The sequence below is a fragment of the Nocardia salmonicida genome, from assembly GCF_036142455.1.
Lineage (GTDB): Bacteria > Actinomycetota > Actinomycetes > Mycobacteriales > Mycobacteriaceae > Nocardia > Nocardia salmonicida.
On record NZ_CP108014.1, the window covers coordinates 4,304,348 to 4,330,770 of the forward strand.

At 68.0% G+C, this 26,423-nt stretch carries 25 protein-coding genes; 10 read left to right on the top strand and 15 right to left on the bottom strand.

Annotation, left to right across the window (positions count from 1 at the left end; translation table 11 throughout):
* Positions 1–9 precede the first annotated feature (9 nt).
* Entirely contained in the window at positions 10–732 is a 723-nt protein-coding gene (locus tag OHS03_RS20270; protein WP_328656217.1) for an ABC transporter ATP-binding protein, read from the top strand.
* Positions 729–3,221 (top strand): ABC transporter permease, encoded by a 2,493-nt coding sequence (locus OHS03_RS20275; RefSeq protein WP_328656219.1) that lies wholly within the window; start codon positions 729–731, stop codon positions 3,219–3,221. The genes OHS03_RS20270 and OHS03_RS20275 overlap by 4 nt, the downstream gene beginning before the upstream one ends.
* Positions 3,222–3,280: 59 nt before the next feature.
* Here the strand turns inward: OHS03_RS20275 and OHS03_RS20280 are convergent, their stop codons facing one another.
* Positions 3,281–5,692 carry a serine/threonine-protein kinase gene (locus OHS03_RS20280; RefSeq protein ID WP_328656220.1) on the bottom strand — a complete coding sequence of 804 codons (2,412 nt, stop codon included), beginning with the start codon at positions 5,690–5,692 and terminating at the stop codon, positions 3,281–3,283.
* A 153-nt stretch (positions 5,693–5,845) separates the two neighbouring features.
* Between OHS03_RS20280 and OHS03_RS20285 the strand changes: the two genes are divergently transcribed.
* Positions 5,846–6,742, top strand: a complete 897-nt coding sequence (locus OHS03_RS20285) for a serine hydrolase (protein ID WP_328656222.1) — start codon at positions 5,846–5,848, stop codon at positions 6,740–6,742.
* Between the two features lie 10 nt (positions 6,743–6,752).
* Here OHS03_RS20285 and OHS03_RS20290 read toward each other — a convergent pair whose 3' ends face one another.
* Together OHS03_RS20290 and OHS03_RS20295 are read right to left on the bottom strand one after the other, a co-directional pair.
* Positions 6,753–7,418 carry a response regulator gene (locus OHS03_RS20290; RefSeq protein WP_056812133.1) on the bottom strand — a complete coding sequence of 222 codons (666 nt, stop codon included), beginning with the start codon at positions 7,416–7,418 and terminating at the stop codon, positions 6,753–6,755.
* A gap of 9 nt (positions 7,419–7,427) precedes the next feature.
* Complete coding sequence (locus tag OHS03_RS20295) at positions 7,428–8,591, bottom strand: sensor histidine kinase (RefSeq protein WP_328656224.1); 1,164 nt, start codon at positions 8,589–8,591, stop codon at positions 7,428–7,430.
* A 167-nt stretch (positions 8,592–8,758) separates the two neighbouring features.
* On the opposite strand from OHS03_RS20295, the gene OHS03_RS20300 reads away from it, so the two are divergent.
* Positions 8,759–9,517, top strand: a complete 759-nt coding sequence (locus OHS03_RS20300; protein WP_328656225.1) for a hypothetical protein — start codon at positions 8,759–8,761, stop codon at positions 9,515–9,517.
* A 40-nt stretch (positions 9,518–9,557) separates the two neighbouring features.
* Entirely contained in the window at positions 9,558–9,989 is a 432-nt protein-coding gene (locus OHS03_RS20305; protein WP_328656227.1) for an SRPBCC family protein, read from the top strand.
* Between the two features lie 85 nt (positions 9,990–10,074).
* Here the strand turns inward: OHS03_RS20305 and gatA are convergent, their stop codons facing one another.
* Together gatA and gatC are read right to left on the bottom strand one after the other, a co-directional pair.
* Positions 10,075–11,562 carry an Asp-tRNA(Asn)/Glu-tRNA(Gln) amidotransferase subunit GatA gene (gene gatA, locus OHS03_RS20310; RefSeq protein WP_328656229.1) on the bottom strand — a complete coding sequence of 496 codons (1,488 nt, stop codon included), beginning with the start codon at positions 11,560–11,562 and terminating at the stop codon, positions 10,075–10,077.
* Positions 11,559–11,855 carry an Asp-tRNA(Asn)/Glu-tRNA(Gln) amidotransferase subunit GatC gene (gene gatC, locus OHS03_RS20315; RefSeq protein ID WP_328656230.1) on the bottom strand — a complete coding sequence of 99 codons (297 nt, stop codon included), beginning with the start codon at positions 11,853–11,855 and terminating at the stop codon, positions 11,559–11,561. The genes gatA and gatC overlap by 4 nt, the downstream gene beginning before the upstream one ends.
* A 298-nt stretch (positions 11,856–12,153) precedes the next feature.
* Between gatC and OHS03_RS20320 the strand changes: the two genes are divergently transcribed.
* Positions 12,154–12,804, top strand: coding sequence for an ACT domain-containing protein (locus OHS03_RS20320; protein WP_056812152.1), 651 nt, complete (start codon positions 12,154–12,156; stop codon positions 12,802–12,804).
* Between the two features lie 4 nt (positions 12,805–12,808).
* On the opposite strand, the gene OHS03_RS20325 is transcribed toward OHS03_RS20320, so the two are convergent.
* From OHS03_RS20325 to OHS03_RS20335, 3 genes are all read right to left on the bottom strand, one after another.
* Positions 12,809–13,324 carry a GNAT family N-acetyltransferase gene (locus tag OHS03_RS20325; protein ID WP_328656232.1) on the bottom strand — a complete coding sequence of 172 codons (516 nt, stop codon included), beginning with the start codon at positions 13,322–13,324 and terminating at the stop codon, positions 12,809–12,811.
* 70 nt (positions 13,325–13,394) lie between these two features.
* Positions 13,395–13,739 (bottom strand): hypothetical protein, encoded by a 345-nt coding sequence (locus OHS03_RS20330; RefSeq protein WP_056812158.1) that lies wholly within the window; start codon positions 13,737–13,739, stop codon positions 13,395–13,397.
* A gap of 23 nt (positions 13,740–13,762) precedes the next feature.
* Positions 13,763–14,941, bottom strand: a complete 1,179-nt coding sequence (locus tag OHS03_RS20335) for an AAA family ATPase (RefSeq protein WP_328656234.1) — start codon at positions 14,939–14,941, stop codon at positions 13,763–13,765.
* A 211-nt stretch (positions 14,942–15,152) separates the two neighbouring features.
* Between OHS03_RS20335 and OHS03_RS20340 the strand changes: the two genes are divergently transcribed.
* Positions 15,153–15,464: a hypothetical protein gene (locus tag OHS03_RS20340; protein WP_062986851.1), complete on the top strand. Its 312-nt coding sequence runs from the start codon at positions 15,153–15,155 to the stop codon at positions 15,462–15,464.
* Positions 15,465–15,487: 23 nt separating this feature from the next.
* Here OHS03_RS20340 and ligA read toward each other — a convergent pair whose 3' ends face one another.
* The 4 genes from ligA to OHS03_RS20360 all read right to left on the bottom strand — a co-directional run bounded on the left by ligA (position 15,488) and on the right by OHS03_RS20360 (position 21,245).
* Positions 15,488–17,611 (bottom strand): NAD-dependent DNA ligase LigA, encoded by a 2,124-nt coding sequence (ligA, locus tag OHS03_RS20345; protein ID WP_407942397.1) that lies wholly within the window; start codon positions 17,609–17,611, stop codon positions 15,488–15,490.
* Positions 17,612–17,711: 100 nt separating this feature from the next.
* Positions 17,712–18,764 carry a methionine synthase gene (locus OHS03_RS20350; protein WP_328664329.1) on the bottom strand — a complete coding sequence of 351 codons (1,053 nt, stop codon included), beginning with the start codon at positions 18,762–18,764 and terminating at the stop codon, positions 17,712–17,714.
* Positions 18,765–18,906: 142 nt separating this feature from the next.
* The gene (gene mnmA, locus OHS03_RS20355) at positions 18,907–20,025 is read right to left on the bottom strand and encodes a tRNA 2-thiouridine(34) synthase MnmA (RefSeq protein WP_328656236.1); all 1,119 of its coding nucleotides are present in this window, start codon (positions 20,023–20,025) and stop codon (positions 18,907–18,909) included.
* Positions 20,022–21,245 (bottom strand): cysteine desulfurase family protein, encoded by a 1,224-nt coding sequence (locus OHS03_RS20360; RefSeq protein WP_328656238.1) that lies wholly within the window; start codon positions 21,243–21,245, stop codon positions 20,022–20,024. Before OHS03_RS20360 ends, mnmA begins: the two co-directional genes overlap by 4 nt.
* Positions 21,246–21,779: 534 nt before the next feature.
* Here OHS03_RS20360 and OHS03_RS20365 point away from each other — a divergent pair.
* A complete protein-coding gene (locus OHS03_RS20365; protein WP_328656239.1) occupies positions 21,780–22,115 on the top strand; it encodes a hypothetical protein in 336 nt (111 codons plus the stop codon).
* A gap of 569 nt (positions 22,116–22,684) precedes the next feature.
* Positions 22,685–23,194, top strand: a complete 510-nt coding sequence (locus OHS03_RS20370; RefSeq protein ID WP_328656241.1) for a hypothetical protein — start codon at positions 22,685–22,687, stop codon at positions 23,192–23,194.
* A gap of 57 nt (positions 23,195–23,251) precedes the next feature.
* Here the strand turns inward: OHS03_RS20370 and OHS03_RS20375 are convergent, their stop codons facing one another.
* Positions 23,252–24,682: an alpha/beta fold hydrolase gene (locus OHS03_RS20375; RefSeq protein ID WP_328656243.1), complete on the bottom strand. Its 1,431-nt coding sequence runs from the start codon at positions 24,680–24,682 to the stop codon at positions 23,252–23,254.
* A 160-nt stretch (positions 24,683–24,842) separates the two neighbouring features.
* On the bottom strand, positions 24,843–25,373 hold the full coding sequence (locus OHS03_RS20380; RefSeq protein WP_328656245.1) for a hypothetical protein: 531 nt from the start codon (positions 25,371–25,373) through the stop codon (positions 24,843–24,845).
* A 148-nt stretch (positions 25,374–25,521) separates the two neighbouring features.
* Between OHS03_RS20380 and OHS03_RS20385 the strand changes: the two genes are divergently transcribed.
* Entirely contained in the window at positions 25,522–25,848 is a 327-nt protein-coding gene (locus OHS03_RS20385) for a hypothetical protein (protein WP_328656247.1), read from the top strand.
* 169 nt (positions 25,849–26,017) lie between these two features.
* On the opposite strand, the gene OHS03_RS20390 is transcribed toward OHS03_RS20385, so the two are convergent.
* Complete coding sequence (locus OHS03_RS20390; RefSeq protein ID WP_328656249.1) at positions 26,018–26,413, bottom strand: VOC family protein; 396 nt, start codon at positions 26,411–26,413, stop codon at positions 26,018–26,020.
* Between the last annotated feature and the right edge of the window lie 10 nt (positions 26,414–26,423).

Sequence of the window (26,423 nt, forward strand, 5' to 3'; positions counted from 1 at the left end):
GGACAAGATATGCCCGACATCGAATCGCCGCAGCAGCCGATGCTGGAGTTGACCCGGGTGGTCAAGCAGTACCGGGTCGGCGATCAGGAGGTGCGCGCGCTCGACGAGGTGAGCATGCGCATCGAAGCAGGCCAGTTCACCTCGATCATCGGGCCTTCGGGTTCCGGTAAGAGCACCCTGCTGCACCTGCTCGGCGCGCTCGACCGCCCCGACGAGGGCTCGATCCGCTTCCGCGGCGCCGAGATCGGCGATCTCGACGAGGACAAGCAGGCCGCGTTCCGGCTCGAACAGGTCGGCTTCGTCTTCCAGTTCTTCAACCTGCTGCCGACCCTGTCGGCGTGGGAGAACGTGGCCGTCCCGAAGTTGTTGGACGGCACCGGATTACGCAAGGCCAAGCCGCGCGCACTAGAGCTCCTCGACCTCGTCGGCCTCGGCGATCGGGCACAGCATCGGCCGGGGGAACTGTCCGGTGGGCAGATGCAGCGGGTGGCGGTGGCCCGGGCGTTGATCATGGATCCGCCGCTGATTCTGGCCGACGAGCCGACCGGCAACCTCGACTCCAAGACCGGCGCCGCGATCCTCGCCCTGCTCGGTGACATCACGGCGCAAGGCAATTCGGTGGTGATGGTGACCCACGACATGAGTTCGATCGACTATTGCGACCGGGTGATCACGTTGCGCGACGGCCGGATCGGCGCCGACGAGCTGTCCACCGCGCGGGTCGACGCATGATCGGCGCAGCATGGGATCGGCTGCGGCTGTTCAACTTCGGTGAACTGATCCGCCATCCCGGCCGCACCCTCATGTCCGGGGCGGTGATGGGGGTATCGGCGGCGTTGATCGTGGCGGTGCTGAGTATTTCCGGCTCGGTCACCGGATCGGTCGACAAACTCACCAAAGGTCTGGCAGGCACCGCCGAGCTCGAGGTCACCGGTATCACCGACGCGGGATTCGAACAGTCACTGCTCCCCCGGATCGCGGCGACGCCCGGGGTGGCGACAGCGGTGCCGATGCTGCGCGGGACGCTGGGCGCCGGCCCCGATCGAGCACTGCTGATCGGGGCCGATCAGACGATGGGCGCGCTCGGCAGCGATCTGGCCGGGCCGATGTCGCAGTACACCACCAAGCTGCTCAGCACAGAGCGCGGCGTGTTGGTGGGCGCGGCCATGGGCCTGCGCGAGGGTGACCCGGTGCGGATCGGGGCAGGCACGGCCAAGGTGGCCGCCGTCCTCGACTCCGAGGCGACCGACCGGCTCAACAGCGGCCACGTGGTGGCCGGGCCGCTGCCGCTGATCCAGATCCTCACCGACCGGGTCGGCAAGCTCGATTCGGTGCAGATCGTCGTGCGGCCCGGCACCGACGTGGAGGCCCTGCGTACCGCGCTCACCGAAGCGGTGGACGGGCGTGCCGTGGTGGCCGAGCCGAGTCTGCGCACCGCGCAGGCCGGTGGCGCGATCCAGATCATGCGGTATTCCACGCTGATGTCCTCGGCGGCGGCACTGATCGTGTCGGCCTTCCTGATCTACAACGCGATGAGTATGGCGGTGGCGCAACGCAGGCCGACGCTGTCGCTGCTGCGCGCGATCGGCGGCAAGCGTGCGCCGATGGTGCGCGATCTGCTCGTCGAAGCGGCGCTGCTCGGGCTGATCGGTGGGGCGATCGGCGCCGGGATCGGTGCGCTGATGGGCCGGTTCGCGATCGGCAGGCTGCCCGCCGCGATCGTCCAATCGGTCGAGGCGCGCACCGAATTCCAGGTGCCGAATTACGCGATACCCGTGGCGATCGCGGCGTGTGTGGTGGCGACGGTACTGGCGGCGTCGATCGCGGCCAGGCAGGTGTACAAGGTGGCGCCGGTCGAGGCACTGGCCCCCGTCGAGGCCAGCGATGCCGCCGCCACCGGTGCGACGCTGCGCTGGGTAGGGCTGGCCACCGGGCTGCTCCTCGGCGCCGGGGCGATTGTCGTCGCGTTCCTCGATCTCGGGCGGCTCTCACTGGCCGCGATCACGATGTCGTTCACCGCGACGGTGTTTCTGTGTTTCGCCGCGACGGGGCCGATCGTGCGTGGGTCCGCGGCGATCGCCCGCTGGTTCGGTGCGCCGGGCGCGCTCGGGGCGACAACGCTGGAACGCGCGCCCCGCCGCGTGTGGGCGACCGCGATGACGGTGATGATCGGGGTCGCGGCGGTGGTCGCGCTCGGTGGAGCGTCGGGCAACATGGTGAAGTCGGCGACCGATTCGTTCCAGAGTCTCGGCGACACCGACCTCTACGTGAGCCCGAGCCCCGTCGAACAGTTTCCGACCGGTCCCGTGCTGCCCGACGGTTTGGCCGACCGGGTGGCGGCCGTGCCCGGTGTCGAGCGGGTGAGCCCCGCCCAGATGGCCTTCGCGACCATCGGCAGCGGTCGGGTGATGCTGCAGGGTTATCCGCCGAGCACGGCCGACACTCGCCTCGGCGCGGTGGACCGGGCGGTGATCGATCGGATGGAGCGGCGCGAAGGCGTTGTCATCACCCGCGACGTGGCACGCTCGCTCTCACTCGCCGTCGGCGACGAGATCACCATGCCCACTCCTTCCGGCGAGCGTAAAACGTCGGTGCTGCAGGTGATTCCGTATTTCACCGCGGTCTCCGGCGTGGTGATGATGAACCTCGACCAGATGCGGGAGTGGTACCAGCGCCCCGGCGAGACGATCCTGTCGATCCACTACGCGCCCGGCGCCGACCCCGATACGGTGCACGCCGCGGTCCGCGCGATGGTGCCCCAGGAAATCCATGTCGACACCGGCGCGGACATGGTCGACGCGATCTCGTCGAGCGTCCAGCAGGGTGCGGCGATGAGCAACATGATCCTGTGGATCGTCGTGCTGGTGGCGACGGTGGCGTTGCTGAACACCCTGATGCTGTCGGTGCTGGAGCGACGTCGAGAGTTGGGGGTGCTGCGGGCCATGGGCACCAACCGCAAGTTCCTGCTGCGCTCGGTGCTGGCCGAAGCCGCCGGCATCGGATTCATCGGCGCGGCAATCGGTCTCGTCGTCGGCGTCGCGGTGCAGTATCTGGCCACCGTGGCGATCGGCCACGCGATGACCATCGACATCGTCTACCGCCCGAGCCCGCTGATCGCGGTCTACGGTGCGGTCGCGCTGGTGCTGGCACTGCTGGGATCGATCCCGCCTGCCTTGCGCGCGGCCAGGATGCCGATCGTTGCCGCCTTGGCCGTCGACTGAGGTCGGTCGCTGCGGCGTCGGGCAGGTCTGCCCGGCGCCGCAGCGACCGGTGCGGTAGATCAGAGGGGCACTTCGTCCCACCACGCGACGACTTCGTCCTGTGCGGAGGGGCGCGGGGCTCCGCCGGTGCCGCTGCTGCCCCGGCGACTCACCACGACAAGATAATTCGTGCGGACCGAGTCGTCGGGGAAGCTCAGCACCTGGTGCGCGGTCTGCGTGCGGGTGCTCGCCGGATCCTGAACCACCCACCGCTGCAACGAGAACGGCACGCCGTCCTTGTCCCCCGCGTACCGGACCGTCGAGGGCAGCGCCTCCAACACCGACCGTGCCTGGCTCGTGTTCGCGTACTCCAGCACCAGGTAGCTCACCGCACCCACCTGATTGTCGGGGCGCTCGCACTGCCACCCGGTCGTGATCGGAGTCCATTGCAGCCCAGGCTCTTTCCACGCCAACTCACTGACGGTGCGCACCCCCACGCACCGCGCCCCCCGATACCCCACACCGTCGCTCATCTCCCCCTGCGGAACCAAGGTCGGAAAGACCCGCCGACTCTCCGCGAACGAATCCGCGACCTCCGCCACCGAATTCGACGGCCCGTTCGCGCCACCCTCCGCGTCGAGATCGTCGCCGTCGCCCCCCGGTAAGACCACCACAACCAGCGCGACGACCAACGCCACCAGCACCAGTACCAGCGCCACCAACAACACCCACCCAAACCGCTGTATCCCCGACACCCGCCGAGGCACCGGCCAATACCCCCGATGCGGCACCATCCAAGGCCCTCGCTGACCGGGTCGCGCCACACCCGGCTGCGGACCCGGGCCCCCCGGCACAACCGCCCCACCGGGCTGCCCCGCCGCAACCAGCCGGCCGCCCTCACCATGTGAGCCCGCACCGCCCGGCTGACCCGCACCGCTTGGCTGCCCCGCGCCACCCTGCTGACCCGCGCCACCTGACTGAGCTGGACCACCCAGCTGAGCGGCACTGCCTGGCTGCCCCGCACCGCCCGGCTGGCCCGGATGGGCCTGTGGTGCACTGCCCGGCTGGTTTGCCTGGCTGGACTGCCCTGCCGCTGCGTCCGGCGCCGCGGGCCCCGCCGAGGCCGCGTTGGATGCCCCGACGATCGACGTCACCTCGGTCATGGCCGCCGCGTTCGCCGCGTCCAACTCGCCCGCATCGCGCATGGACACCACATCGGTTGCCGCGGTGGCTGAGACCTCGTCGGCGGACGCCTCCCCGCTGTCCGATCGAGCCACTTCGACAGGCCGCTTGTCGAGAGACACTGGGCTGGAGGGTATTCCGGAATCTTCCCCCGGCACCGGAGTCGCTTCGGCGGCCACCGGGGCAGACTGTGCGGCAACGGGACCCGCCACCGCACGCTGGACCACCGGAGGCACCTCTCCAGGCGGCACCGCGGGGCCGGGCGCGGCCGGGCGCTGGACGACCGGCGGGACGGCCCCGAACGGCCGGGAGGGCGGTTGCCAATGAGGTTGTGGCGCAGGCGGCATCGGCGGAGCTTGGTAGCCGGGCTGCGCCATGCCTGGCTGAGCGAAAGGCGCGACAGGCGCCTGCTGTGGAACCGGCGGGTAATAGCCGGGCGCAGGGTTGGCGGGCGGGCGCGGCAGGACCGGTGGCGTCGTGGAAGTCAGCGCTTGGCGGGCCGCCTTGGCGAACGACGCGCAGGAATCGAATCGGGCCGCAGGATGTTTCGCCATCGCGGCGGCGAGAACAGCGTCCATGATCGGCGGTAGACCCGCACGGCGCAGCGCGAGGGGCGGCGGCGCGGCATAGAGGGTTCCGCGGATGATCTCGTTCGGGTCGGCGGAGTCGAAGGGCGCCGACCCGGTGAACAACCAGTACAGCGAACACGCGAGCGAGTACTGGTCGGAGCGGTGGTCGAGGTCGGCGCCGGTCATCTGTTCCGGCGACGCGTACGCCAGTGTCGCGGTGAACATTCCCTGCTGCGTGAGGTGAGTGGAGTCGGCGCGCAGGCGGGCGATGCCGAAATCGGTGAGGAAGACGCGTTCGCCCTGGCCACTGGTGGAGCGGGCCAGCAAGATGTTGGCGGGCTTCACATCGCGGTGCAGCACTCCCCTGCCGTGCGCGTAATCCAGCGCGTCGGCGACCCCCTCGATGATCTGCACAGCCCGTTCGGGCGGCAACGCCATCGGGTCGACGGTCGCGGCGTCGATCCCGTCGACGTACTGCATGCTGATCCAGAGTTGTTCGCCCTCGGTCCCCCGGTCGTAGACGGTGACGATGCCGGGATGGTCGAGCTGGGCGGCGAGGTCGGCCTCCCGTTCGAACCGCGCGCGAACTCGTTCGTCGGCGAACAGATCCCGGTTGAGCAGCTTGAGCGCGGTCAGCCGATCCAGGCGCGGATGCCGGGCCAGATACACCGTGCCCATGCCGCCCTGGCCCAACATCGCCTCGATGGTGAACCCGGCGAACACCTCACCGATGTCGTGCATGTGACCCCCTTCCGACCGTGTGACCACGCTCATTCGAATTCTCGCCGAAAATCGGTGAAACTTGCTAACAGTCGTCCGGTAGCGTCCGGACGCGCTCGACGAGAAGTTTGCACCGCCGAAGCACGCGCACTGGGTGGTGGGGAGGATTCGGTGGTGAAGTCGACCGGAAAGGCGGCTGCCTGTCGCAGGCTGCTGCTCTGTGGGGCGCTGGCAACGGCCGCGCTGGCCACCTCGTGTGCCACGCCCGGCACCCCGACGGCAGTGAGCGCGCCCACGGTCACCGTCAACAGCGAGGACGCCTGGAATCCGGGACTGTCCATCGTGCTGCCCGATTCGCTGGCCGCCGAGTTCACCCAGCTGCAATCGACGCTCCCCGGACAGGTGGGCATGGCCTTGATGCCGGTCGGTGGCGGCCGGATGACGATCTACGGCGACTGGACCACCGGCATCGCCTGGTCCACCATCAAGATCCCGCTCGCGGTCGCCGCGTTGCGCCACGATCAGGACCAGTCGATCTTCGAGATGGCGCAGGCCGCGATCACGGTGTCGGACAACGACGCGGCCGAGGGTCTGTGGGAATCCCTGGGTGACGCACCGGAGGCCGCCGACGCCGTGCAGCAGATCCTCGACGAAGCGGGCGACGCGGCCACCGGGAAGACGGGCACCCGCACCGAACTCGACGGCACCTCCTTCGGTGGCACCGAGTGGTCGCTGGCCAACCAGGTGCGGTTCGCGTCGCGACTGCCGTGCCTGCCGCACGCCGAGGTCGTCACCACGATGATGGGCGAGATCACCGAAGAACAGGGCTGGGGTCTCGGTCTGCTCGACGACACCGAGTTCAAAGGCGGCTGGGGCCCCGACGACATCACCGGAATCTACACCGTGCGCCAGTTCGGACTGGTGCCCGTCGGCAGCGGTCAGCTCGCGGTAGCCCTTGCCGCGCAAGCTGATTCGGGATCGTTCGACGACACCACCGCGCTGCTCGACCGGCTGGCGCTGCTGCTGGCCCGGCACCTGCCGGAACTGCGCGGCGGGGTCTGCCCGCGCTGAGCGCGCCGGCTCAGCCGGGAACGACCAGGCCGGATTCATAGGCCAGGACCACGGCCTGGGCGCGGTCGCGCAGCCCGAGCTTCGAGAACACCTTGGAGACATGGGTTTTCACGGTCTGCTCGGCCACGAACAGCGCCGCGGCGATCTCGGTGTTCGACAACCCCTTGGCCACCAGTTCGAGCACCTCGCGTTCGCGCGGGGTCAGCGTGCCGAGCGCGGGCGCCGGGGCGGCGCGTACCGAATTGCGCCTGCGGGTGACGTCGGCGATGAGCCTGCGGGTGATGGTGGGCGCGAGCAGCGCCTCACCGTCGGCGACCACCCGCACCGCGCGCACCAATTCCTCGGCGGGCGCGTCCTTGAGCAGGAATCCGCTCGCGCCGATGCTGAGCGCCTCGTAGACGTAGTCGTCGATGTCGAAGGTGGTGAGCATGAGCACCCGCACCGGCGGATCGAAATTCGCGGTCAGGATCGCACGGGCGGCGTCGAGACCGTTCATCTGCGGCATCCGCACATCCATCAGCACCACATCGGGACGCAGCCGCTTTGCCTCGGCCACCGCCACTTTGCCGTCGGGTGCGTCGCCGACGACGCTGATATCGGTCTGCGCGCCCAGCAGGGCGCCGAAACCCTGGCGAACCATCGCCTGGTCGTCGGCGATCAACACGGTAATAGCCACCCAACCACCTTAGTGGGTGGGCAGTTTCACGGAGACCTCGAATCCGCCGGTGAGGGTGGGCGCCGCGTGGAGTTCACCGCCGACCGCGACAACGCGGGTGCGCATGCCGTCGATGCCGTGACCACCGCCCGCGCCGGGCTGCGGCACCGTGGCGGTGGCGGCGTTGTGCACGGTCACGCTCACCACGCCGGGCTCGACCGCCACCGCGACCTGCACCGCCGCGCCCGGTGCGTGCCGCGCGCAGTTGGCCATCGACTCCTGCACCACGCGATAGACGACCAGCCCGGTCGTCTCCGGCACCGAATCCAGATCCCCGGTCACCGTCCAGTCGACCGGCAGACCTGCGCGCAGCGCCGACGCGCACAGGGCGAGCACGTCGGAGGCACGCGGCTGCGGCGCGTGTTCGGGCAACTGGCCATCGCTGCGCAACACCCCGAGCAGGCCACGGATCTCGTTGAGCGCGGTGCGGGCGGTCGCGCCGATGGATTCGAATTCGGCCCGCGAGGCCTGGTCGAGGTCGGTGATCCGGTACGGCGCTGTTTGCGCCTGCACCACCACCATGGACATGTGGTGGGCGACCACATCGTGCAGGTCGCGAGCGATGCGCGCCTTCTCCTCGAGGATCGCCCGACGCGCGCGCTCGAGTTCGGTGACCTCTTCCTGCCGCTCCAGCTTGCGCCGCGAGGCCAGCAGGATCCGCACGAGATAGCCGAACAGCGCCAGCGCGCCGAACCCCATCGCCCAGCCCCAGAGCGGACCGCTCTGCGACCCGGGCATGGTCGTGGCGAACAGCATCGAGGTGGCCGCCCAGGCGACGACCACGATCGGCACCGAGGCTCGCAACGCCACCGCGAACAGCAGCACGAACAGCACGATGACGTGGACGACCTGGAAGGGCAGGTCGTTGTCCGCGCTCGGCTGCATGCCGATCGAGAACAGCAGCGCGGCCCCCGCGGAGATCGCCCAGCCCATCGCCGGGTTGACCCGCACGAACAGGATCGGCAAGGCCGCCAGTGCCGACAGCAGTGGCGCCACAACCGGCGAGACCTCGTGGGTCACGAACAGCGTCGGCCACGCGATGCTGTACAAAATCAGCGCTACCAGCACCGTTGCGAAGTCGAACCAGGTGCGCGCGGGTATTCCTCGCGCGGCGGAGCGTGGTGGTGCGGACATGACAGTCAGCCTACGAACAGTCCGGTCACCGGACCTCATACCCACGAACCGAATACGACCCCCTACCCTGGTGTGACCCCGGCGCCGGGCATGCCACCCGCGCGCCCCGATAAACCGGTCCGCAGCGGGATACCCGCGGCGAGACCCGCTCCTTACTGTCGGAGGCCATGAACACCCCGCTTCGCCCGGTACCCGCCGCCGCTCGGGCCCGTACCGCAGATTCCGCCGCCTCCGCGCCGTCCCCCGCTCCCTCGCAGCACCGCCGTCGTAGCGGTGTCGCGCTGTGCACGGCCGGGCTGGCCATGGCCGCCGCCGTGGTCATGTCGGCGCCGGGCGCCATGGGCACCACCCCGGGCGGCACCGAGAACGTCGCGGCCGCCGCGGCGGTACGCGCGCTCATCGACGACAGCCCGGACGCCACCTCGCTCATCCCCCGCGATTTCGGCTACAAGTTCGGCTACGACCCCGCGCCGCTGGACGGTCTGCTGGTGAACCCGAACGGCGGCTGTTCCTCGCCGGTGACGCTGCCCGCCGAGTTCGAGTCGGCGTGCAAGGCTCACGACCTGGGCTACGACGTGCTGCGCTACGCCGAGCGGGTCGACCAACCCCTCGGTGGATGGGCGCGCCGCTCGGTGGACGCGGCGCTGAACCGGCGCATCCACGCCTCCTGCCAGCAGCGCGACGACGAGTTCTCCCGGGCCCGCTGCGGCGTGATGGCCGACATCGCGTTCACCGCCGTGGACGTGAACTCACGACGCCAGGAGTACGGCGCACCGGTGGTGGAGAACGTCTTCGCCCAGACCGACCCGGCCGACCGGCCCAACCTCTGGCCGCTTGCCCGCACGGTCCTCGGTTTGTTCGCGGTGACGGCGGCCTCGGCCGTGATCATCGACGGGATGCGCAAACTGCGCCGTCGGTTCGCGTGATGCAGTTGCCGAAAACTAGAACATGTCCTAGTTTTCACGCATGTCTCTAGTCATCGACGAAACGATCGAGATCGACGCCCCCGCCGCGAAGGTGTGGGAGGTGCTCACGGATTTCGAGCGCTACGGCGAATGGAACACCTTCTGCTACGAGGCGTCGAGCACGCTGGAACCGGGCTCGGCCATCGACATGCAGGTCAAGCTGGGCAACAACCGCCGGCCACAGCGGGAATGGATTCGCACCCATACCCCGGGCGTCGAGTTCAGCTACACGATGAAGCCGGTGCCGCTGGGCGCACTGCACAGCCTGCGCTCGCACACCGTTGTGCCGCTCGGCCCCGACCGGTGCCGCTACGAGTCCCGATTCACCCTCGCGGGCTGGTTGAGCCCCGTCGTCACGTTGGCGCTCGGCAAGGATCTGCGGGCCGGTTTCACCGCGATGACGGCGGGCGTGGGCAAGCGCGCGGTGGCGTAGGCGCCCATCACCGACAGGCAACCGACAAACAAGCGGGGCGCGCCGGATTCTCTCGAATCGGCGCGCCCCGCTTGTGCGACTTCTCTCAGACAGCGCTCGGGATCGGCAGCGCGCCGCGCGCCACCTCGTAGGCCGCGCCCACCCGGTACAGTCGGTCATCGGCCAGCGCGGGCGCCATGATCTGCAGACCCACCGGCAGGTTGTCGTCGGCCGACAGACCCGACGGCACCGACATGCCGGGGTGGCCCGCCAGGTTGGTCGGCAGGGTGCACAGGTCCGACAGGTACATGGCCAGCGGGTCGTCGACCTTCTCGCCCAGCTTCCACGGCGTGAACGGGCTGGTCGGCGAGACGAGCACGTCGACCTGCTCGTAGGCGGCGTCGAAGTCGCGCGCGATCATCGTGCGGACCTTGAGGGCCTGGCCGTAGTAGGCGTCGTAGTAGCCCGCCGACAGCGCGTAGGTGCCGATCATGATGCGGCGCTTGACCTCCGGGCCGAAACCGGCCTCACGGGTCAGCGACATCACCTGGTCGGCGCTGTGGCTGCCGTCGTCACCGACGCGCAGGCCGTAGCGCATGGCATCGAAGCGCGCCAGGTTCGACGACACCTCCGATGGCATCACCAGGTAGTACGAGGACAGCGCGTACTCGAAGCTCGGGCACGACACCTCGATCACCTCGGCGCCCAATTCCTTCAGCACCGCGACCGCGGCGTCGAAGGAGGCGAGCACGCCGGATTGGTAACTGTCGGAGTGCAATTCGCGCACCACACCGATGCGCACGCCGGTCAGGTCACCGTTGGCGCCCTGTTTGGCGGCCTCGACGACGGGCGCCACCGCGACGTTGCGCGAGGTGGAGTCACGCGGGTCGTACCCGGCGATCACCTCGTGCAGCAGCGCGGTGTCGAGCACGGTGCGACCACACGGGCCACCCTGATCCAGCGACGAGGCGCAGGCGACCAGGCCGTATCGGGAGACGGTGCCGTAGGTCGGCTTCACGCCGACCGTCGCGGTGACCGCGGCGGGCTGACGAATCGAGCCACCGGTATCGGTGCCGATGGCCAACGGCGCCTGGAACGAGGCCAGGGCCGCCGCCGAACCGCCGCCGGAACCGCCGGGGATGCGGGTGGTGTCCCAGGGGTTGCGGGTGGGGCCGTAGGCGGAGTTCTCGGTGGAGGAGCCCATCGCGAACTCGTCCATGTTGGTCTTGCCGAGAATCGGGATGCCCGCGGCGCGCAGCCGGGAGGTGACCGTCGCGTCGTACGGCGACATCCAGCCCTCGAGGATCTTCGAGGCACAGGTGGTCGGCATGTCGGTGGTGGTGAAAACGTCCTTGAGCGCCAACGGAACTCCCGCCAGCGACGAGGCAGGAGAATCGCCCGCGGCGAGCGCGGCGTCGACCACAGCGGCCGCGGCCAGTGCCTCCTCACCCGCGACGTGCAGGAAGGCGTTGAGCTCACCGTCGACCTTGCCGATGCGATCCAGATGCGCCTGGGTGACCTCGGTGGAGGACACCTCGCCGCCGTGGATCTTGCTCGCCAGCTCCGCAGCCGACAGCTGGGTCAACTCCGTCATTCGCCCTCTCCCAGGATCTGCGGGACCAGGAAACGCTGTTCTTCCACCGCGGGCGCCTGGTCCAGCGCCTGGTCGGGGGTGAGGCCGGTGACGACCACATCGGGCCTGGTCACATTGGTCGTCGGGTTCGGCGACGCGGTGGCGGGGACATCGGCGGCGACCTCGGTGATGGTCTGCACGTGGCTGAGGATCGAATCCAGCTGACCGGCGAACTGGTCGAGTTCGGCGTCGGTCAACGCCAGCCGGGACAGCCGGGCGAGGTGAGCGACCTCGTCGCGGGAGATTGCGGGCACCGCGGGACCCCTTTCGGCTTCGGTGGGCAGTATCGGTACAGCCTAATTCACACGGTTGCGGAGCAATCCACAGCCTGCGCGTGGCCGGAGCGCAGGCGGAGGTACGCCTCATCGGCGGGTCCTCGAGGTTTTTACGCGCCCGTCCCCGCACGTCGGACGCACCCGCTCACACGAAAGTTCGCGCATGTCGCGCCGATGGGGTCATACTTCGGGTCGAGAACCCGCGTTCAGGGGTGTAAGTATTGCTTCACCGGGTATTCGTCTCGAACAACCCCGGCCGTTATGGAAAGGAACGCACGTGTCATACCTGCTCCGCGTGCAACTTCCGGATCGACCGGGAAGCCTCGGCTCCCTCGCACTCGCCCTCGGCGGGGTCGGCGCGGATATCCTCTCGCTCGATGTCGTGGAACGCGGCGCCGGCTTCGCGATCGACGATCTCGTCGTCGAAGTGCCCACCGGCGCACTGCCCGACACCCTCATCACCGCCGCGGAATCGGTGCGCGATGTGAGCGTCGACTCCATTCGCCCGTACTCCGGCGTCCTCGACACCCACCGCGAACTCGAGCTGATCGACCAGGTCGCCAGCGCCCGTGACGACCGCCTCCAGGTTCTCGTCGACGGCTGCCCCCGCGTGCTGCGCGTCGGTTGGTCCACGATCATCGGCTTGGGCCCCGCGGGCGCCTACCGCATCGTCGGCAGCCCGAGTGCCCCTGAGACACAAGCGGGTTCGGCCCCGTGGATGCCCATCGAGAAGCCGATGTGGCTCGACGGCGAGGCCGACTGGGTGCCGGAGATCTGGCGCGACATGGACACCAAACTCGCCGCCGCTCCGCTGGGCAACACCGGCAGATCGCTGTTGCTCGGCCGCCCCGGCGGACCCGACTTCCGGCCGTCGGAAGTGGCTCGGCTCGGCTACCTCGCCGGCATCGTCGCCACCGTGCTGAACTGATCGCTCAGCGCAGCGCGAGCCGCATCACGAACAGCTGCAGTCCGTCGTGGGTGGCCCAATCGCGTTCGGGGACACCGACAAAGCCGAGCCGCTCGTAGATTCGGTGGGCGTCGACCATCGAGAACATGGTGGTGAGCGCGACCGCTTCGAAGCCGCTCGATTTCGCCTCGTCGATGACGGCGCGAACCAGCGCGGTGCCGACACCGAGCCCGCGCGCCTGCTTCGACACCGCGAGCATGCGGAACTCGAGTTCACCGGGCTGGGCGATCTCCGCGTACCGCGAGCCGGGCTTCGCGACAGTGAGCGAGCCGACGACCAGGCCCTCGTGCACGGCGACGAGTACCTCGGACTCGGTCGCCCGGCGCGCGACGTCCGCGAGTTCACGCACGTAGTCGTCGCGCTCGGTGACATAGCCGTCCCCCACGTACACATCGACGGTCAGCGCGGCGACCGCGTCGTACTCGTCGGGGTGAGCGGGGCGGATCAGGAGTCCGGTGGTCTGGTCGTCGGTACCGTGCATCCCGAAATGATCCCACCTGGACGTTTGTGAGCTCCAACTCACCCACATCGGGAGAGGCCGGTGAGGTCGCTCAGGAGCCGAGGTAGGGGCGAAGACCGGGGTGCTCAGCGTGCCAGTCGTCGGGGTTGTGGGGCGGGTAGGCGATGGCGAGGTGGTCGCCGGGGGCGGGCCAGTGGGCGGCGTCCCAGGCGAAGCGGCGGTAGACGACCTTGCCGGTGATCGACGGGCCGGTGACGGTGCCGGTGATCGTCACGTAGTGCTCGCCGGTCATCGCGGGCAGCGGGCTGACACCGGTCACATACAGCGACCCGTGTTCGAGGTTCGCCCTCCCCCGGCCGGTCCGTCCGGCGACGACGGCGCCGATTGTCACCACCAGCATCGTCACCAGCGCTGCCGCCATCACCACTTCGAGCATGCGCCCATGCTAGGCCCCCCCTCCTACAGGGGTGTGAGCTCGCTGACCCCCTGCTCGCGACGCACCTGCCACACGGCGGTGCGGGTGCGCTGGGAGCGTCCGTTGCCGCGGTCGATCAGCGCGCGATCGGCGGTGGTGTAGATCAGTTGTGCGCCACGGGCATTGGTCTCCGCGTTCTGGAACAACTGGACGAGCCTGTCGGTCTCCTCGACCGGCAGGCCAACGCCCAGATCATCGACCGCGAGCACCTGACCGGCGTCGAGGGCTTCCAACATGGCGGGCAGCACACGCAGCAGCGAACGCGTCGCGGTGGATTCGTCGGCCAGCTCGAACGGGACGTCGATGCCTTCGTGCACCAGGCTCAGTCCCGCGCCGCGACGGTCGACCATCCGCCGGTACAGCGCGTCGCGCGCCGCACGGAGGGTGCTCAGTTCGCGGTCGACCAGAATCTGCTCGGGGTGGTCGAGATGACCTGCCAGCGCGCCGATTTCGGCATCCAGATCCCGCAGGTAGTCCGCGTACATCGGATCGTGTTCGGCGACGAGCAGATCTTCGATCCCGAGATCGGCCGTGCGCAGCAGCATCAACAGACGCGCCGCGTTGTCGGGCGAGCGGGAGATGTGGCTGCCGAGGTCGTGCGCGAGCGCGTCGGTGTCGACATCACCCTGCTGCACAGCCAGATTCGCCGCGAACCACCGATACGCGGGCACCAGCGCCTCGGCGTACAGCTGCCCCGCCAGACTCAACAGCAGGGCGTTCGGCCGCAACAACGGCACCAGCGCCGCCACACCGTAGCGAGCCGCCTCGAACATCGGCCCGATCTTCACCTCGTCGCCGATGCGTTCGAACACGATCCGCTTGCGCGACCGAGGATGGGTATACAACCACTCCGCGACCACATCGGCGTTGTCGAGCCGGAACCCATAGGTATAAGGCACACCTTCGGCAACGAACCCCGCGACGAATTCCGTTGGGCTATCGGCGAACCCGAGATGCGGTCGGCGCACCGGGCCCGCGTACGGGTCCCACCCGCTCACCGAGTTCAGCACCGCATCCCGCATCTGCCCGAGCGCGTCGATCAAGCTCGTCTTCCCCGCGGCGGCCACTCCGTGCACCGCAGTCACCGGCACCGCCAACGGGCCACCCGCGCCTTTGGTCAGCCGCAATTGCTGAGCTCGAGCCAGCGATCCGTGGTTCGTCACCTGAAAACTGCGCAGCAAGGGTCCGCCTCTCCGAGATTCTTGGAAAGACTAGGCGACGCGGGGTCTCGCCGACGCGGCCGAGTCAGCATGTCTGTGCACTACTTGCCGCGCCACGAAGTCGCCCGGTCCCGTAGGCTGACCAAAATTCGCGGAGAGGCAGGGCAGTGTGATGGCCGTTCGAGTTGTGGTTCGCGGGGTTGTCGTTGCGGCAGTGACGGCGGGAGCGCTGGTTCCGGCCGCGCTGCTCAGCGCGCCGAGTGCGATGGCCGATCCGTGCCCGACCGGAACCGCACGGGTGTTCCTGGGTAACTCGACCAACTCCTGTCAGGGTGCGGGGACGGTGTCCTACACCGAGGCGCCGGTGTCGAAGGTGTGCTCGATGACCAGCACCGACGTGACGGTCGAGATCCAGACCAACATCAAGAAGCGCCCCCTGCGCACCCAGGAGCTCAGCAACGGGCAGTGCGCGTCGTTCGATATGAAGACCCAGATCGGCAACACCGTCACGGTGACGCCGAACTGAGCTGTTCGCGGCGGCGTGACCGGCTAGTCCTCGACGCCCGAATCCTCGACCGGGTCGATCCTGACCGCGTCGGGACCGCCGTCGAGCAGCAGTCGGAAGCCGTCTTCGTCCAGGATCCGGACGCCGAGTTCCTCGGCCTTGGCCGCTTTCGAACCGGGCGCCTCGCCGATCACGACGAACGCGGTCTTCTTCGAGACCGAGCCTGCCGCCTTGCCGCCGCGGACGAGGATCGCTTCCTTCGCGCCGTCGCGGGTAAAGGTCTGTAGGGAACCGGTGACGACGATCGACAGGCCGTCGAGGTTGCGTTCGATGGATTGATCGCGCTCGTCCTCCATCCGCACCCCGGCCGCGCGCCACTTGTCCACGATCGCGCGATGCCAGTCGACGGTGAACCATTCCAGCACCGCCGCGGCGATGGTGGGGCCGACGCCGTCGGTGGCTGACAGTTCTTCTCCTGTCGCGGATTCGATGCGCTCGAGGCTGGCGAACTCGGCGGCCAACGCGCGGGCCGCGGTCGGACCGACGTGGCGAATGGACAGCGCGACGAGCACCCGCCACAGCGGAGTGTCCTTGGCGGCGTTCAGGTTGTCGAGCAGGCGGGCGCCGTTGGCCGAGAGGGTGCCGTCCTGTTTGGTGAACAGCGGCACGCCGAGCAGATCCTGCGCGTCGAGGGCGAACAGGTCGCCTTCGTCGGTGATCGCGCCCGAGGTGAGCAGGGCGTTGGCGGCTTCGTAGCCGAGGGCTTCGATATCGAAGGCGCCGCGACCGGCCAGGTGGAAGACGCGTTCACGCAGCTGGGCGGGGCAGTGCCGCTGGTTGGGGCAGCGGATGTCGGCGTCGCCCTCCTTGGCGGGGGCGAGTTCGGTGGCGCACTCGGGGCAGTGCGTCGGCATGACGAATTCGCGTTCGGCGCCGGTTCGCGCGTCGACGACGGGCCCGAGGACCTCGGGAATCACATCACCGGCCTTGCGGATGGTGACAGTGTCGCCGATCAGCACGCCTTTGCGCTTCACCTCGGAGGCGTTGTGCAAGGTGGCCATCGAGACGGTCGAACCGGCGATCGAGACCGGCGCCATCACCGCGAACGGGGTGACCCGACCGGTGCGGCCGACGTTCACCGCGATGTCGAGCAGCGTGGTGGTGGCCTCTTCCGGCGGGTACTTGTAGGCGATGGCCCAGCGTGGGGCGCGTGAGGTGGAGCCGAGGCGGCGTTGCAGGGCCGTCTCGTCGACCTTGATCACCTGACCGTCGATCTCGTGCTCGATGTCGTGGCGGTGTTCGCCCCAGTAGGCGACCCGCTCGACCACCGCGTCGATGCCCTCGACCAGGCGGGTGTGCGCCGAGACCGGCAGGCCCCACGCGGCGAGCGCCTGGTACGCCTCGTGCTGGGAAAACGGGCGGTAGCCCTCGATGCGGCCGAAGCCGTGGCAGATCATCCGCAGCCTGCGCTGCGCGGTGATCGCGGGGTTCTTCTGACGCAGCGAACCGGCGGCGGTATTGCGCGGATTCGCGTACGGCGGTTTGCCTTCGGCGACGATCTGGGCGTTCAACGTCTCGAAATCCTCGAGCCGGAAATACACCTCGCCGCGTACTTCGAGCAGCTGCGGGATCGGGAATTCCTCGGTCGGCGTGAGCTCGGCGGGGATGTCTTCGATGGTGCGCGCGTTGAGGGTGACGTCCTCCCCCGTTCGCCCGTCGCCGCGCGTCGCGCCGCGCACCAACTTGCCGTTCTCGTACACGAGGTTCAACGCGACGCCATCGATCTTGACTTCGCACAGATAGTGCGGCGCGGACCCGGTCTCGGCTTCCACCCTGCTCGCCCAGGCGCGCAGCTCGTCGTAGTCGAACACATTGTCCAGCGACAGCATCCGCTCGAGATGATCGACCGCGGTGAACTCGGTCGCGAAGCCGCCGCCGACCAGCTGGGTGGGCGAATCGGGAGTCCGCAGATCCGGCTGCGCGTCCTCGAGGGCCTGCAACTCACGCAGGAGGGCATCGAATTCACCGTCGGTGATGATCGGCGCGTCCCGCAGGTAGTAGCGGAACTGATGCCCACGCACCTCGTCGGCCAACTGCTGCCACCGCACCCGCTGCTCGGGCGTAGCCGCTTCGGCACTCACAGAAACCACGCTGTCGCTGTCACTCACCTACTAGAGGTTAGTCGAGCCCACCGACACATCCGCCGAACGTTCCCGCACGTCGCAGCCGTGCGGGAACGGATTTTCGTCCCCAGCGGCCGCGCACGCGTCACCGATGATTACGACCCGACCGCGACTGTTCCGCGCGCTCGACGGTGAGCGACTCCGGGTCTTCGGCGAACGCGCGGGCAACGTCGGCGGCCAGCGCGAGGGCCTTGCGAGACCAGGCGAGCGGGGCGCCCGCCAGGCCGCAGGTGGGGGTAACGAGAACCTGGGTGAGAGCCGAACGTGGGAAGCCGAGGTCGTCCACGAGTCGGACCGCGGGTTCGGCGACAGCGCGCCAGGTGAGCGGGCTCGTGGGCGGTTCGGTGGGGACGAGGCCGAGAGCCAGCTTCTTGCCCGAGTCCACGGCCTCGCCGATGTCGTCGAAATCGGCGGTGGTGATGGTGGCCGCGTCGAAGGACAGGGCGGTGGCCGCGGTGCGGCGCAGGGTGGCCAAGGCGGGGCGGGAGGCGCAGGTGTGCAGGATGACCGGGCCAGGCAGGGCGTCGATCACGACGTCGAGGAAGTGGATCGCCTCGGGGCCGGGCAGCGCGCGGACGGTGTTGAGGACGCTCGGGCCGGTCAGGGACCCATCGAGCACCGTCGTCAGCTGCGGTTCATCCAGTTGCACAACCACTTTCGCTCCGAGTCGTTTACCGATCTCGGCAGCGTGCAGGGCCAAGCCCTCGGCCAGCGAGTCCACGAGGTCGCGCAGCGCACCGCGATCGGTGAGGATGCGATGACCGCCGGGCAGTTCGACTTCGGCGGCGAGGGTGAGCGGTCCGACCGACTGGATCTTGATCGCTCGACCGGAGCCGACGAGACCCGCTGTCTCCCAGGCTTCCTCGATCGCATCGAGATCCACCCGCACGAAGTCACGGGCCTTGCGAGAGATCGAACCCGGTCGGTCGGCGAGCCGGTAGCCGCGGGTGGTCGCGTCGAAACGCAGGTCGACCAGGAGCGCGGAGGCGCGGCCGATCATGTCGGCGCCGATCCCGCGTTCGGGAAGTTCGACGAGGTGGGGCAGTTCCGGCAGTTCACCGATGATGGTGGTCGCCGCTTCGAGTGGGTCGGTGCCCGGCCAGGAACCGATGCCGGTGGCGAACGCCCCGGCGAGCAGGTCGACCGGCTCCGCTGCGGCCGGGTCGTCGGACTGCTCGCTGCCACGCCACAACGTCACGCGCTCAACACCTTTCGTGTCGTATGGGTCGGTGGTCATCCTGCCGTGTGCCCCGCAGTTCGGCGCACCCGCCACGACGCGATCAGGCCGAGGCCGCCGACGAATCGGACGCGATGCCCGCGGTGCGGTCGGTGCCGTTGATGGTGCCGCTGCCGATCACGGTGTCGCCGCCCTCGTCATCGGGCAGGTACAGCACGATGGCCTGGCCCTTCGCGACGCCGGTGAGCGGCTCGCCCAGCCTGGCTACGAAGCCGTCACCCTCGGGTTCGACGACGGCGGGCGCGGTCCCACCGTGCGCGCGAACCTGCACGACGCATTCGACCGACGCGGTGGGGCGAACGCCGGAGGTCCAGATCGCGCGGTCGGCGGTGATGACGTCGACCTGCAGATCCTCGACCGAACCGACCTTGACGGTGCCCGAATCTGGGTCGATCCCGGTGACGTAGCGGGGCTTGCCGTCGGCGGCGGTGTGGCTCAGGCCGAGGCCCTTGCGCTGGCCGACGGTGAATCCGTGCACACCCTCGTGATTGCCGAGCACCGTGCCGTCGGAATCGACCAGAGCGCCGGGCCGGATGCCGATCTTGGCGCCGAGGAACGCGCGGGTATCGCCGGAGGGGATGAAGCAGATGTCGTGGCTGTCGGGCTTGTTGGCCACTGCCAGCCCGCGCTCGGCGGCTTCCTCGCGGATCCGCGGCTTCGGGGTGTCACCGACCGGGAACATCGCCCGCGCGAGCTGCTCGGCGGTGAGCACCGCCAGCACGTAGGACTGATCCTTGTCGGCGTCGACGGCGCGACGCAGCACGCCCTCGTCGAGCCGGGCGTAGTGGCCGGTGACCACCGCATCGAAGCCGAGGGCCTGCGCGCGGTCGGCCAGCGCGGAGAACTTGATCTTCTCGTTGCAGCGCAGGCACGGGTTCGGGGTCTCCCCCGCGGCGTAGGCGGCGACGAAATCGTCGATCACGTCTTCCTTGAAGCGGTCGGCGAAATCCCAGACGTAGAACGGGATTCCGAGCACGTCGGCGGCGCGTCGCGCGTCACCGGCGTCCTCCTTGGAGCAACAACCGCGCGACCCGGTACGCAGCGTGCCCGGGTTCGCCGACAGCGCCAGATGCACCCCGACCACCTCGTGGCCCGCGTCCACGGCCCGCGCCGCGGCCACCGCCGAATCGACACCACCACTCATCGCGGCGAGAACTCTCATCTGACACCTCCTCTAGCGCCGGCCAGGCCCGCGGCCCTGGCTCGATCGATGACCTGCGGCAGCACGGTCAACAGTGTTTCGACATCGGCCTCGGTCGACGTGTGACCGAGGGTGAAGCGCAGCGAACTGCGCGCCTGCCACGGTTGCACACCCATCGCGATCAGCACGTGACTGGGCGAGGCGACCCCCGCGTTGCAGGCCGAACCGGTCGAGCACTCGATACCGGCGGCGTCGAGCAGCATCAGCAGCGAGTCACCCTCGCAACCGGGGAACGTGAAGTGGGCGTTACCGGGCAGTCGTTCGGCCGGACCGTTGAGCACGGCGTCGGCCACAGCCTCCTGGACACCGGTGATCAACTTGTCGCGCAGCACCCGCAACCGCTCGGTGCGCGCGGGCAGCTCACCGACGGCATCGCGCAGCGCGGCGGCCATCCCGATCGCCGCGGCCACATCGGAGGTACCCGAGCGCAGGTCGCGTTCGTGTCCGCCGCCGTGGACCAGCGGCACACACGGCACACTGCGGCCCAGCAGCAGCACACCGATTCCGTGCGGACCGCCGACCTTGTGCCCGGCCACGCTGAGCGCGGCCAACCCGCCGGCGGCGAAGTCGACCGGGATCTGGGTCACCGCCTGAATGGCGTCGCTGTGCATCGGGATATCGAATTCCTGTGCGACAGCGGCCAATTCGGTTATCGGCTCGATGGTGCCGACTTCGTTGTTGGCCCACATCACACTGACCAGCGCCACCTCGTCGGCATGCGCGGCGAGCACCTCGCGCAGCACCTGCGGCGAGACGACCCCCTCGGCGTCGACCGGCAGCCAGCTGACCTGCGCGCCCTCGTGCTTCTCCAGCCACTCGACGGCATCGAGCACCGCGTGATGCTCGACCGAGCTGGTGACGATCCTGGTGCGCCGAGGATCAGCCGCCCGACGCCCCCAGAAGATCCCCTTGACGGCAAGATTGTCGCTCTCGGTGCCCCCGGAAGTGAAGATCACTTCGGACGGTCGAGCACCCAGATCAGCAGCGATGGACTCGCGCGCCTCTTCCAACGACCGCCGAGCCGCCCGCCCCGACCCGTGCAGCGACGACGCGTTGCCGACCGCCCCGAGGGCAGCCGTCATCGCCTCGACGGCGGCGGGCAACATCGGAGTGGTCGCCGCGTGATCGAGGTAGACCGTCTTGGGCGCACCGTTGACCGGACCCGAATAAGCCGACTTCATGACCGACAAAGCCTATACCACCGCTGACCTGGTCATCTTCGGGGTCCACCCTCGCTTTCTACGATTTTTCTACGATTTACCCTCGATCCACAACACGAGTGACGGTGTCGAATATTCCCCCGATGCGGTCCACCAGGGGCTACGACCAGGCAAGAACAGGCACGGAGTTCCTGCATCGGAACCGCCATTCCACCTCGGCGTGACCCGTGCGAGCTGTCACCTCAGACCGGATGATCCGCACGGAATCGACGACAGCAACCTGCCACCACATCTGACTCCACTCGCTGCGCTACGGGGTGATCCGTCCGGATCCGACACCGGGGGGCCGCCTGGAGATCTCAGCGCATTGCAGCGCCAGCCAGGGCTGATTTTTCGGGTATCAGATGGCGGCATCATCCACGGATTCAGCGGTTCTTGCTGCAGTCGGAACTCTTCGTCGAGATCGGTGCCCGCCGCGCTGTCTGTGGAGAGGTTGGTTGTATCGCGACCGGTGGTCGCGGGGGCCATGGCGGTGGCGTGACCTAGGCTTTTGCGGTGCCTAAGCTCATGTTGTCCAACCCTCACTCAGACAAGACACTCGTGGTTTGGCTCGAACCGCAGGGCGAGGACTACTGGATGAACCCGGGCGATGAACTCACCTTTGATTTCGCAGATGCCGACTACTCCGAAAGCGTGATCGGCAAGGACAACGGGCACTTCCTTGTGTCGTGGCTGGACGAGGGCTTCGTCGTATGGCCAGCAGCCCGCTACGGCAGCACTGTCCGCGATCGATCACGCACCGAGCTCGATTGCGGTCACCAACGCCCACCACACGTCGATCTTGCTTGGAGAGAAGCCCGAAGCCTCAGGACACGCAACCATGGCCAGTAGCCCGTCATCTATGCAATGTGTTCAAGCGAGAAGCCCCAGGTGAATTGCTGAACGGAATCGCAATGAAGAGGCCGACGTGCAGCTGTGGCTCTGTTGTCGGTGGGTCAGGGAAGGATCCGGTGGGTGAGCTATGACACGAGGACCGGGGAAGGCGAACGGCCGAGTGATGCCGCGCATCTCGATGAGGTACTTCTCCGCACGGGCGATCTCGTGGACGGGCGATACCTCCGTGGCGAAGATCCCGACCGCCGAGGCCCAAGATCGCTGAGTTCATCCCCGCGCTTCGACGTCGTTGGCCGGACGTCGAAGAGGAGGGCAGTCCTTGGTCGAGTTCCAGCACTGGGTACGCGGACGGCCCGACTCTGACAATTCATATCCAATGGGGACGCGAGGGGAGGTGTCGGAGTTCGTGGCCGGACTGGCAATGGTGTACGGCCTGGTGTGTTACGACTGCCAGCCGGGACGGGGCTTACGGCCCTGATGTGAAGCGGCAGCAGGACCCAGCAACGCGATCTACCGCGAGATACGCTCACCCGGCACGGGAGACTACCGGGGAGGGTGAAAGTTCCATGATTCCAGCAACATTGGCTGCCATTGCAGGCGTCCTAGGCATCGTGATCGGTCGTTTCTGGGATTCCCACGCCGAGTCCACAAGGTGGCGTCGAGATCAGAAGACCGCCAGCTATCAACGATACGCGGAAGAGTTCCAGTCCTCATACGGGCTGATCCGTGCCATCGCTCTCGCCGACCGCGCGAGTGAAACCTTCACGGAGACTCTCGCCCGAGCGAAGGCCGATGGATTTCAAGCGTCTGACGCTGCCTTCATCACTGTGTGGATGCATGGGTCGGCATCGGTTGTCGAAGCTGCGACGAGAGTCGAGCACGCGATGACGGACCTATACGAACGAGCACAAGAACACACCGTGTCCGTCGACGGTTGGCGACAAATGGCCGACCCCACCCGCCGCGCGTTCGAGGGGTTTCTCCACACGATGCGAAACGAACTGGCCCTGCCAGCTGTTACTTCGGCCTTCTTCCGGGATCGGAGTCAACCAGCCGGGGCCTCCCCTCCCGAATAAAGTCGATCATGGTGCGCCCGAACCGAGCGGGGCCTGCGGCCGATCGCTGTCGGGCGCTCACGCACACGTCTTGTCCCGCACGGAGTCCGGATCATCTAGGTAGCGGATGACTTCGGCGTCGATGCAGTCGTTCTCGTCGCCGAAGACGACGACGTGACCGTCGCCCTCACGAACGAGCAGGGGGCTGGTCATGTACTCGGCCATCCGTTCGGCATTCCCGAGCGGGGTTGTCGGGTCGTGGCGGGTCCCGACGAACAGCAGCCGTGCCGCGGAGTCCGCCCTCGCCGGCACCACAGGGAGGAGCTCGCCAGGAATGACTTTGCCTTCGAACGGCCATAAGTCGCAGTCTTCCAACGGAAACTCGGTCGGACGAGGTTCGTAGTTGTCATAGGTCGCCGCGTCGTATCTTGCTGCCGCGTCGTGCTGTCTGGCCGCGCGATCGGTGGTCGGGTCCGCAGTGTCGGTGCATGTGATGGCGGTGATCGCGTTGGTGCCTTCGCTGTCCTGAAAATCAGCCAAGCGGCGCACCGCAGTGCCGTCACCGAGCCGAAACGCCTGCAGCGCAGCCAGATACGGCTTCCATGCTGACGGCCACAGCAACCCGGTATAGCTTGCGTCGAGAACGTCGATGGCCGTCACCGGCGAGCCCCCGCGCACGTGTGCGGGGCGCGCGTCGGCGTCGCGCAGCAGCTGCTGGAAGGTCGCCTCGGCGGTTGCCGGATCGATACCCAGCGGGCACTCGGCGCCGCCCCGCCGATATTCGCCGGCGCAGAACGCGGCCAGTCGGGTGAACGTGGCCTGATAGCCGCGTTCCTGCCCCAGGCGCATATCGTTCGGCCGTTCTGCGATGTCGACAACGCCGTCCAGGATCGCGGTGCGATAGTTGCCAGGAAAGCGCAGCGCGTACATCGCCGCGATCTGGGTGCCGTAGGAGTAGGCGAGCAAGTTGATTCGCTCCTCCCCCAGCACTGCACGCAGGAGATCGACATCGTTGGTCGCCTCGTCGGAACCGGTGTGGCGCAGCACATCGAGGCCTGTGTCGGCCATGCAGGCCTCGACCTCGGTGCGCTCGGCTGCCTCGACCGCCTCGGTGTCCGCTGCGCTGAGGTCGAGGTCGGGGTCCAATCCGCCGGCGCACTGAATCAGTGGCGTTGACCGGCCTACTCCTCGCGGGTCATAGGCGACGACGTCGAAGTGGGCGAGCACTTCTGGCGGGTAGGCGGCCTCGATCAAATCCAATCCGGTCCCGCCGGGGCCGCCGCTGATCACGAGCAGCGTGCCGGTCTTGTCCTGGGTGGCGGGGCGGCGGGCCACCGCGAGACGTACGGTTTGGTCACCGGAAGACCAATGTTGCTGCACGTTTCGGTAGTCCAGTGGTGCACTCACCTGCCCACATTCCACGCCGGCCCAAGTGTCGGCGAACCACTCGCCGGTTCTTCCGTCCCCGCAGGGGACCCAATCAACGGATTGCCCGTAGTACGCGTCCAAGCCCAACACAGTGCCTGCAGCACGGGACGCCGACTGAAAAGCAGCACAACCACTGACACACAACACGACGGCCACGCTCACGGCCACCGCGCACGCCACCTTCCACGCCGCCAAACCGACCGAACGGTACATTTCACCCACCGAGAGACGGTAGCAGCGCTCAACACAATCGGGTCACCACCCGGCAGTTCCTCCGCCCCCTCATCCGGCGCGAACCCTCATAGCTGCGCGGATCTCCGGAGATGCGGACGTTCACGACCGCGCGATATGCGGCATCGAGTGCGTTTGCTTGTTGGTGGCCGACAGCCGCAATACTGGTCGGATGAGGTGGATTCGCGACTTCTACGCAGATGAGGGCATCTGGCTCCTGATCGAACTCGATGACGATGGCTGGCCGAACCGGCACGTCGATCTGCGAGGCGCTGACGGTGAGCCGGTCACGGCCGCGTCGCTCGCGGAGGTGACATATGCACGAGACCACGGCGGACTCGCTGCGGTTCAGGTGTACGAACGCAAATACGGTGTGCTCGCGGAGGGTAGCGCCGACGATTGGGATATCGAGGCCAGTGCCCTCGAACAAATAACGGCCGAGGAATTCGAAAAGGCCTGGACGACGGCTCGTCACGCGATCGAGCACCGGTTTCCTGCAGATAGCTGAGCGGATCGCCTGGGCGACAACCCGCTCGGTCATCGGCAGATGCGAACGTTCGTGACCGCGCGTCCAGCGGCAATTGAGTATGTTCGCCAGAGTTAGTATCGTGGCATCATGTTCGACATGATCTCCAGACGAAAGGCCAATGCCGCGTAACCGCCCATGCGAGGTCCGGGCCGCCGCTGCGTTGAAGCCCCGACCTCAGGGTGCCGCCTCCGCTATCGACGGACTGTCGTCGTCAGCGAGTTACGAGATCGCTCGCCTCGAGCGCACCCGGAACTACCTGCGGACAGGGGATGTCGGCAAGGCAGTTCGTTTGTGGAAGAACCACGTTCGCCGTCCGACCCGCGAGCTGCGGCATTACTACGAGTTCGGGGATGTGCACGACTTCTGTTGTGGCAGTCCGGTGGAGGCCCGCGACCTGCTCGACATCGTGATCTCAGCGATGTCACCCCGCAGCGCGCGCGAGCTTCGCGCGATCATCGCTCGACTCGATGCCCAGTTGGAATTCTGACCGCCCACGGGCTCATGCCATTCGGCGGTTGCAGGCGTCGGCCGGTCGTCGGCCCGGCTGCTTGCCCTTCCGTGGCTCCGCGCTGGCCGGGTCGGTCAGCACCGTATGCGGCAGATGCGGATGTTCTTCTCAGAGTCCTCGGTCCAATTCCGACCTTTCTGATGCTGCTCTACCCGGCCCTGGTCTGCTTGCCGAACACCTGCGGCATCAGGACCACGAGCCAACCGTCCGGATCGGCGAACAGCACCGCGCCGCCTCGTGCCCAATATGGATTTGCGGGTGCGACCGGTTGGTGACCGCGTCCGGCTAGCCGATCTACCACAGCCCGTAGTGCCTGCTCCCCTGGCAAATACAGCACCAGTTGGTTCTCCGGATGAGGCGGTGGAATCACTGGCGGTGCCCCATGTTGGGTAATCTCCAGTTGCACCCCCGCCCCTGGCAGTCCGAACACAACCCCGTCGTACCCGTCGTGGTCATACCACTGCACCAGCACCGCCAATCCCAGATCCTCGCGGTAGAACGCGATCACATCATCGAGCCGTGCCGTGGGCCGCGCAAACCGCACCGCCCCTACG